Origin of the sequence: Pseudomonas syringae (assembly GCF_021606685.1) — a bacterium.
Classification (GTDB): Bacteria; Pseudomonadota; Gammaproteobacteria; order Pseudomonadales; family Pseudomonadaceae; genus Aquipseudomonas; species Aquipseudomonas syringae_R.
In genome coordinates this window covers 39,401-47,732 of sequence record NZ_WKCB01000043.1, presented here as the reverse complement: position 1 = coordinate 47,732, position 8,332 = coordinate 39,401, and the positions used below count along the sequence as shown (strand labels likewise).

Below are 8,332 nucleotides of genomic sequence, written 5' to 3'. Positions count from 1 at the left end.
CGCGTACGTATACACAGGCGCAGCAGTATCGGCTGCATTGGCGGCTGGTTATGAGACAGCTGGTTTAGCAGCTGGCGTGGCGGCTGGTTTTACAGCAGCAGGTTTAGCGGCTGGCGTGGCAGCTGGTTTTGCAGCAGCAGGTTTAGCGGCTGGCTTGGCGGCTGGTTTTGCAGCAGCAGGTTTAGCGGCTGGCTTGGCGGCTGGTTTTGCAGCAGCCGTTTTAGCAGCTGGCTTGGCGGCTGGTTTTGCAGCAGCCGTTTTAGCAGCTGGCTTGGCGGCTGGTTTTGCAGCAGCCGTTTTAGCAGCTGGCTTGGCGGCTGGTTTCGCAGCAGCTGTTTTAGCAGTTGGCTTGGCGGCTGGTTTCGCAGCAGCTGTTTTAGCAGTTGGCTTGGCGGCTGGTTTTGCAGCAGCCGTTTTAGCAGCTGGCTTGGCAGCGGCTTTCGCAGGTGCCTTCGCAGCCACCGCTTTTGCAGGGGTGCGAGCGCCCAGCGCTTTGGCTACAGCTTCCTTCACACGACCAACGCCCTGGGCCAGTTTCAGGCTTTCTTGAGCATCTTTTTTGAGTTGGGAAATATAGCTGCGGGTTTCAGCTTGGCGATCCTTGAGGGCGTCCAGCAGGTCCTCAAGTTCTTTGACAGCGTCTTTGGCTTTGGCTTGTGCCTTGGCTTTGCCGGCAGTAGCGGCGTCTTGCAGTTTGGTGCGGGATTTGTGCAGCTTTTCTTGCGCCTTACCGCGTTGTTTTTCCAGTTTGGCGAGCAGCTTTTCTGCATCAGCCAACGCTTGGGAACACGCGCTTTCAAGATGTTCGAGCAGGCTGCCCGACAGTTGTTGGAGTAAGTGCAACGGGGTATTAACAGGCTTCTGTTTGGCCGACATGGTTTACCTCCTGGCTGACGTGGGTGCGGCTCATACTAGCCCTCTGCTCTTACCGCCGCTAGGGCATGTTGACAGTATCATTTGCCTCGCGTTGCACCGTGCGAAAATTCTTATCGATATAACGAAAATACGCGGCACTTTTTACCTATCCACACTGGCATAATCCGTCGCACTTTCGGCGGGAGGATGCCCATGTCGCGTTATCTTTTTATTGTGCTTGGCCTGGCAATTTCAGTTGCCAATGCGAGCGATCAAGTGCCGTCAAAAACCACTGACCAGAATCAACACGACCTCGCTTACAGCCTGGGTGCCAGCCTCGGTGAGCGCTTGCGCCAGGAGGTTCCCGACCTGCAGTTGCAGGCCCTGATCGACGGCCTCAAGCAAGCCTATCAAGGCAAACCACTTGCGCTGGATGACGCACGTATCGAACAGATTCTTGCCCAGCACGAAGCGCAAAACCAAGCGGATACACAGGCCCCTCAAAGCGAAAAGGCCCTGGCTGCCGAACAGCAATTCCTGACCCAGGAAAAAGCCGCAAAAGGGACGCGCGAATTGGCCGACGGCATCCTGCTCACGGAGCTCGCACCCGGCAGCGGCGCCAAGCCTGGCGCGAATGATCAAGTGCAAGTGAAATACGTCGGGCGATTGCCCGATGGCACGGTCTTCGATAAGAGCACACAGCCCCAATGGTTTCGCCTGGACAGCGTGATCAGCGGCTGGAGCCGTGCATTGCAGCAAATGCCCGTGGGCGCGAAATGGCGTCTGGTGATTCCATCGGCCCAGGCCTATGGCGCCGACGGTGCCGGCGAGTTGATCCCGCCGTATACACCGCTGGTATTTGAGATCGAATTGCTCGGCACCCGCCACTGACCGCAAAAAAAACGGTGCGCCATGCGCACCGTTTTTTATGGCTACTCAGGATCAAGCCTGGGTAGCAGACTCTTCTTTGTGAGCGTTGTGCAGTACTTCGATCAGGCAGTCTTCCAGCTCGAAACGCTCGTGAAGCAACGCGCCCAGCTCCTTGAATTTTTCAGCCACACAGTTGCCGGCGTCACACAGGTCGGTGAAGGCAAGCAGCTTTTCAGTGATGACGTCGATGCGCGGGTAAATGGTCTCGGCCAAGTCCAGACCACGCTGATCGTCAAAGGCTTCCGCCTCCTTGGTCAGCTGCTCGTAGACGCCGAAATGGCCGGCTGACACATAGTCCACCAACACTTCGCAGAACTCCTGCAACGGCTTGCGATTTTCCGCCAGTGCCTCGGGCTTGGCGCCGAGCGCATCAAAGGCCCGAACCAGTTCGTGACGTGCCTTCAACCAGCTGTCGATCAGCTTGTGCACCCCACCCCAGCGTTCCTGAGCATTCTGACAACTTTCCAGCATGATGATCTCTCTTCCCTATAGGGGCGCTGCCGTCGGGTGCCTGCAGATCACTTCAACGATAAAGCGACAGCCTGGCAGGCCGCATCTGACACTCGGTTTCAATAATGCATGCGGGCCAGATTATGCCCGCATGACTGTGGCTTCAAGGTACGCAGGAGAGAAAGTTCATACAAGTGTTTAATCCCCTCCTACACATTCCGCCACGCTCTCAACGCCTCGCGTGGTGCAAACGCTGATGCCAAAACAGCCGTGAAAACTGCATGATCCCCAGCATCAACATCCCCACAAAAAACAGCAGGCTCCACTCGGGAAGGCTCAAGTCAAACAGCGTCCAGTTGATTTCAACGCAATCGACGGTGCCTTTGACGGCCGCCTGCAGCGCCTGCCACAGCGACAGGTTGTCGATCGTATCGTCCAGGCTGTGCAAGCAATCGGCTGGGTCTGATGCGGCATTTTGTAGCAACACCTGGCGTACGGCGGTGGCGGCACCGAGCAGCGCGCACCCCATGCTTGCCGCCCCATACAGGTAAATAGCAAAGCGCTTGGGGTTGTGAAGGGCAGCGACCAGGTTGATCAGCGTGAAGGCCGCCAGGAAGGCCCGCTGCATCTGACACAGCAAGCAGGGCCGCAATGCGGCACCGAATTCCAGGTAAAAGGACACGCCCAACGTCAGCGTACCCGCCAGGAACGCAAGGAAAAACCAGGAACGTGAAGGGGCAAAAGACATGCTTTATCCGCACCGCGAAATATAGGTCGATACGGTAGAGGAAAGGGCTTGCCCCTTTCAATACGCGCCAGAGCAGACGATTCCGCGAGAGTGTAAGGATAACCCGTCAGAATGCGGAGGACTTCATGCACTCCTGCGTAGGATCACACCTACAACCGCGCCAGCCTGTTTATTTTCGAGGCATCAAGAGCTGGTTATCAGACGCATCTGAGCCAACTCTTGGCTAATTTCCTACTTCAAACCCGCGCAGGAACGGGCAACGGCGACGCCAGCAAACGGTTATCCAGCAGGCCCAGCCCCTCTTGGAAAAGCTGGTTGCTGCGTTCGGTGTCGCCCAACTGGGCCAACAAACGCGCCAATTCGGCACAGGCCTCGGGGTTACGTTGTACCTGCAGGCTGCTCTCCAGGTAATCCCGCGCCTTGCCCCACAGGCTGTTTTGCAGACACAGCCGGCCCAGGGTCAGCAACAGGCTGGCATCGCCTGGATGGTCCTTGAGCCAGCTTTCGGCAAACTTCAATTGCTTTGCCGGATCACTGCCGCGCAGCAGACCGTAGAGGCGAATAAGGTGGCTGTCATAACCGCGCTTGATAGCGCCGCGCAGCGCCTCTTCGGCCTTGGCATCGGCGCCCAACTGACGCAGTTGCTCGGCATACGCCAGCACCAGCTGCGGCTCCTGGCGCTGGGCGGACGTGAGTTGCTGCCAGGCTCGCTCAAGGGACTGCAAACCGGCTTCGCCCTGCTCTTCACGCTGAGCCGCCAGGCTCAGGTTTTCACCCCAGGCGCGGCGCTCGAGTTCGGCCAGTTCACTGGCAGGTAAAACTTTGTCTTTGCGCAACTCCGGCAACAGGCGGATCACGGATGACCAGTCGCCCCGCTGCTGGTGCAGGCGCTGTAATTGGCGCAGCACTTGGGCGTTGTGGGGATGGCGCTCGTGCATGGCCTGCAGGGTGGTCAGCGCGCCGTCAGTATCACCACGGTCCAGTTGCAGTTGCGCATGGCTCAAGGCAACCGCCAGTTCAGCCTGGGGCTGACGCTCAAGGGCACGCTCGAGCAAACCATCGGACTCTTCATAACGGCCCTGCTCGTTGGCAGCCCGTGCCGCACCGAGATAATACAGCAATGGCTGGCGCTCGGCTTCGGCGGCCCGGTGCAGGTGGCGTTCGGCGCTGGCCCAGCGACCCTCAGCGAGGTCCATCTGGCCCTGCTCGATGGCGATCTGCACACGGCGGCTACGGTTGCGCCGCGACCACGGGTTGACCACGCCACCGGAGGTGGTTACCAGGCCCAACAGCACACGGACCAGGTAGATCGCCAAGCCAATGGCAAACACTGCCACCACAGTCGCCCACAGGCTGGACTCGTAATGCAGCACATGAGGGTAGGTAACCAGCACATAGCCGGTGTGTTTCGAAATACCCACCGCCAACGCCAGGGCAATCGCAATGGCCAGCACCAGGATCACATAGAAACGCTTCATCGGTTCTACTCCTGCTTGGCCGGGGTGGCGGCGGGTGCGGCCGACGCCTTGGCTTCATCGGCAGAAAGATGACGACGCTCAAGGTAAGCCTGCACAGCCGCCAGGCTCGCGGCGAGGTCTGGCGTCACCACGGAGACGGCCTTGGGCTCAAGCTCGGCGATACGCGCCAGCATCGCCTTGCTTTGTGGGTTGTCCTGATTGAAGTTGTCCTGCAGCACGCTGCGTGCCTCGCCGAGGGAGCGGCTGTACACCGCCGTCTCGCCATTGAGCGCCGCCCATTGGGCTTGCTCCAGGGCCAGGCTCAGGGCCAGGCGCACCTGGTTCAGGCCTTGGCCGGCCAGCAGCGGACGAATGTTGTCATCCGGGTTGAAGTCGATGCGGAAGTAGCGCGAGATCTGCTCCCACCATTGACTCCAACGGCTGTCGGTGTCGGTGCTCGGACGCCCTTGGGACGCGGGTTCAGTGAGCTGGTACTCCGGCGCAATGGCCGCCAACTGCACGACCTGATCGCGCAACGCCGCCAGTTGCAGGTAAAGCCCGGTACGGTCTGGCTGCTCAGTGCTGCGCAGCGCGGCAAGGCTCTTGGCCAATTGCTCGCGGGCCGCGTAGGAGCCTGGGTCGCTCTGCTCGCGAAGAATTTCGTCGGCGCCCTGGACCAACGCCTGGGCGCTGTTGATGTCCTGCAGGGCAGACAGTCGCAAGCTCGCCAGGCGAATCAGGTGCTCGGCCTCGGCCAAACGCCAATCCTGGCGGCTGGCGCCCAGCACGGTTTCGAGGCGTTGGCTCAAGCGCTGCTGGTCACCCTGCAACTGGGCCACCAGCCGACGACGCTCTTCCAACTCGTCCGCCGCAGGTAACTGGGCAAGGTGCGCAGCCAACTGTTGCTGGCTTTGCTTGAGGGATTGGGATTGGTCATCAAGGGTCTGCACCTGACCCAGCTGTTGCTGGCTGCTGGCTTGCAGGGCACGGACCTGCCAGATCCCCCAACCACCGGCGGCTACACCGGCAGCGCCAAGCAGCAGGGCGACGATTGCCAGGCCATTGCCACGGCGCGGCGCGGTGACCGGTGACTCAACCGGCGCATCAAGTGCGGGTTGGGTTTCATCTTTAGGCAAGGCTGTTTCGCTCACGTATCCGTCCTTTGCGTATCAGAGAGTGGGAACGGTATAGCTCCGTATCGCCACTAACAAAGCCGCAGCACTTGCGCCGCGACAATCCACAACTTTTTCTGCGCCAGCAGCGCGCGCCATCTCATAGACTCGCGGGCTGGGCACGAACAACGGCAGCCGCGCTACCTGCGGCCAATCGGCACCAGCCAGGGCTTGCAGGTTCAATAAACCCTGCCCACTGCTGACCACCACGCCGTTCAAGCGTTCCAACTGGATGCGCTGCACCAGCACCGAGGCGTCGTAAGCCGGCAGGAAACGGCGATACAACTCCAGATAGTCGACACTAGCACCTTGCTCGCGCAAACGCTCCGCCAGTAGCTCCCGACCGCCCTCGCCCCGCAGGATCAGCACCCGGGCACCGGGGCGTGCGATAGCCTCGCGCAACGCAGTCAATTGAAGCAAGGCCTCGCTGTCGTCGCCAACCTGCGGGTAGTGAACGCTGAGGCCGTGCTCGGCCAGTACCTGGGCGGTGGCCGCACCGACGCTGAACCACGGCACCTGCGGCCAGGCTTGGGTCAGCTGTTGCACGGCCAGGCGCGCCGCCGGCTTGCTCACCACAATCACCGCGCAATAGCGGCCCAGGTCGCGAAACACGGCCTGTTGGTCGGGGGTCACAGGTAATGGCTCAATCTCGAGCAAGGGTAAACTGCTGCTGAAAATTCCGGCGTCGGATAATGCCCAAGCCACGGCCGCCGATTCCTCGGCGGGCCGTGTCAGCAGCACTCTCCAGTCGGTCACTGCGGGCCAGCCTCGCCGTAGACTTTTTGCAGGATGGCGCCAGCGCCCTTGTCCAGCAGCTCTTCAGCCACCTGGATACCCAGCGCCGTGGCGTCTCGTTGCGGGCCACGGACCTGGGCCGTCAGCAGGGTGCCCCCTTCCGGGTCACCCACCAGCCCACGCAGCCACAGGTTTTCACCTTCCAACACGGCATAGCACGCGATAGGCACCTGGCACCCACCGTTGAGGTGCTTGTTCAGGGCACGCTCGGCCGTGACGCGCACTTGGGTATCGTGGTGGTCAAGGGGCTTGAGCAAGGCGTGGATTTCACTGTCGGCGGTTCGGCACTCGATACCCACGGCACCCTGCCCGCCTGCCGGCAGGCTGTCCTCGACACTGATGGCCGAGGTGATACGGCCCTCAAAACCCAAGCGGATCAAGCCGGCGGCGGCGAGGATGATCGCGTCATATTCGCCGGCGTCCAGCTTGGCCAGGCGGGTGTTGACGTTGCCGCGCAGGAAGCGGATCTGCAGGTCCGGACGACGGGTCAACAGCTGTGCCTGGCGACGCAAACTGGAGGTACCGACAATGCTGCCCAGGGGCAATTGGTCCAGGGAGTCGTAGGTATTGGAAACGAAGGCATCGCGCGGGTCTTCACGCTCACAGATGCAAAACAGGCCCAGACCTTCGGGGAAGTCCATGGGCACGTCTTTCATCGAATGCACGGCGATGTCGGCTTCGTTTTCGAGCAGGGCGGTTTCCAGTTCCTTGACGAACAGGCCTTTGCCGCCGATTTTCGACAGTGGCGAGTCAAGCAGCTTGTCGCCGCGACTCACCATGGGCACCAGGGACACCTTGAGGCCTGGATGGGCCTGCTCAAGGCGTGCTTTGACGTATTCGGCCTGCCACAAGGCCAGGGCGCTTTTACGGGTGGCGATGCGGATTTCGCGAGAGGACATGGATCAATCCGTACTGAATAGATACGGCAGATAATAACAGCTCAGGCAAATACGCTTTGATTTGAATCAGCAAGTGCGGGGCCTCCCTGGCCGCTTCGCACCGGGATAATTGCTGCAGACCGCGCCACAGCCCTCGGGCTATAGCTGCTGCATCATCTTGCGCACGCCGGCAACATGGCGTCGGCTGACGATCAAGGCGTCGCCGTTGAGCCCTTTGAGGAACAACTGAAAGTGCCCCAGGGGCGTGCGCTGCAGGCGCTCGATGCGTTCGCGGGCCACCAGCGCGTTGCGGTGGATTCGCACGAAGCGGTCGCCGAACTCATCTTCAAGGGCCTTGAGCGGCTCATCGAGCAACACTTCGCCCATTTCATGCCGCAGGGTCACGTACTTGTGGTCGGCAATGAAATAGACCACTTCGCCCAGCGGAATCAGTTCGATGCCTTTGCGGGTGCGTGCGCTGATATGGCTGCGTGGTCCGTTACCACTTTGGGCGGCCGGCTGGGTCAGGGCGGCAAGTTGCACGCGGTTGGGGCGCTCGGCCTTTTTAAGGGCCTTGAGCAACGCCTCGCCCGCTACCGGCTTGGTGAGAAAGCTGACGCCGCTGGCTTCCAGCGTGTCGGCGCAGAACTCTTCCTGGGCAGCACACAGCACAACGGCTGGCGGCGATTCTCGCTCGCTGAGCCGGGCGGCAACCTGGAGGCCATCAAGGCCCGGCATACGGATATCGAGCAACACCACATCCGGCTTGAGGCTGTCGATCAGCGTCAACGCTTCTTCGCCCGTGGTGGCGCTCGGTTCAAGGACTGTATAACCCTCGAGTTCACTGACCAAACGGCTCAGTCGCTCGCGGGCTTGGGGTTCGTCATCAACGATCAGGACATTCATATTGCGCTGGATTCCTGCGTGAGTCTCGCACAAGGATAGCGTAGACAGGTGCGGTGACTTGCGTCACAGCGATCCACGCTAAGACTAGCGCGAGCGGCAAAAAGTGCCCCGACAGCGGCACCCATATTTACCCGGACTTGT

At 60.7% G+C, this 8,332-nt stretch carries 8 protein-coding genes and 2 pseudogenes; 1 reads left to right on the top strand and 9 read right to left on the bottom strand.

Annotated elements, in window-relative coordinates; all coding sequences use genetic code 11:
• Positions 1-57 precede the first annotated feature (57 nt).
• Positions 58-876: pseudogene (locus tag GIW02_RS17065) on the bottom strand (AlgP family protein); the annotation flags it as partial.
• Positions 877-1,068: 192 nt separating this feature from the next.
• On the opposite strand from GIW02_RS17065, the gene GIW02_RS17060 reads away from it, so the two are divergent.
• Complete coding sequence (locus GIW02_RS17060; RefSeq protein WP_236411491.1) at positions 1,069-1,746, top strand: FKBP-type peptidyl-prolyl cis-trans isomerase; 678 nt, start codon at positions 1,069-1,071, stop codon at positions 1,744-1,746.
• 51 nt (positions 1,747-1,797) lie between these two features.
• Here the strand turns inward: GIW02_RS17060 and rsd are convergent, their stop codons facing one another.
• The 8 genes and pseudogenes from rsd to GIW02_RS27365 all read right to left on the bottom strand — a co-directional run.
• The gene (gene rsd / locus GIW02_RS17055; protein WP_236411490.1) at positions 1,798-2,256 is read right to left on the bottom strand and encodes a sigma D regulator; all 459 of its coding nucleotides are present in this window, start codon (positions 2,254-2,256) and stop codon (positions 1,798-1,800) included.
• Between the two features lie 208 nt (positions 2,257-2,464).
• Entirely contained in the window at positions 2,465-2,983 is a 519-nt protein-coding gene (locus tag GIW02_RS17050) for a disulfide bond formation protein B (protein ID WP_236411489.1), read from the bottom strand.
• Positions 2,984-3,219: 236 nt separating this feature from the next.
• Positions 3,220-4,461, bottom strand: a complete 1,242-nt coding sequence (locus GIW02_RS17045; RefSeq protein WP_236411488.1) for a heme biosynthesis protein HemY — start codon at positions 4,459-4,461, stop codon at positions 3,220-3,222.
• Positions 4,462-4,466: 5 nt separating this feature from the next.
• On the bottom strand, positions 4,467-5,591 hold the full coding sequence (locus GIW02_RS17040; RefSeq protein ID WP_236411486.1) for a uroporphyrinogen-III C-methyltransferase: 1,125 nt from the start codon (positions 5,589-5,591) through the stop codon (positions 4,467-4,469).
• Between the two features lie 18 nt (positions 5,592-5,609).
• Positions 5,610-6,368: a uroporphyrinogen-III synthase gene (locus GIW02_RS17035; RefSeq protein ID WP_236411484.1), complete on the bottom strand. Its 759-nt coding sequence runs from the start codon at positions 6,366-6,368 to the stop codon at positions 5,610-5,612.
• Complete coding sequence (hemC, locus tag GIW02_RS17030; RefSeq protein WP_236411482.1) at positions 6,365-7,306, bottom strand: hydroxymethylbilane synthase; 942 nt, start codon at positions 7,304-7,306, stop codon at positions 6,365-6,367. The genes GIW02_RS17035 and hemC overlap by 4 nt, the downstream gene beginning before the upstream one ends.
• Before the next feature lie 138 nt (positions 7,307-7,444).
• Positions 7,445-8,191 (bottom strand): LytR/AlgR family response regulator transcription factor, encoded by a 747-nt coding sequence (locus tag GIW02_RS17025; RefSeq protein ID WP_236411481.1) that lies wholly within the window; start codon positions 8,189-8,191, stop codon positions 7,445-7,447.
• Positions 8,188-8,304: pseudogene (locus GIW02_RS27365) on the bottom strand (sensor histidine kinase); the annotation flags it as partial. The pseudogene GIW02_RS27365 and the gene GIW02_RS17025, both read right to left, overlap by 4 nt.
• Positions 8,305-8,332: the final 28 nt, after the last annotated feature.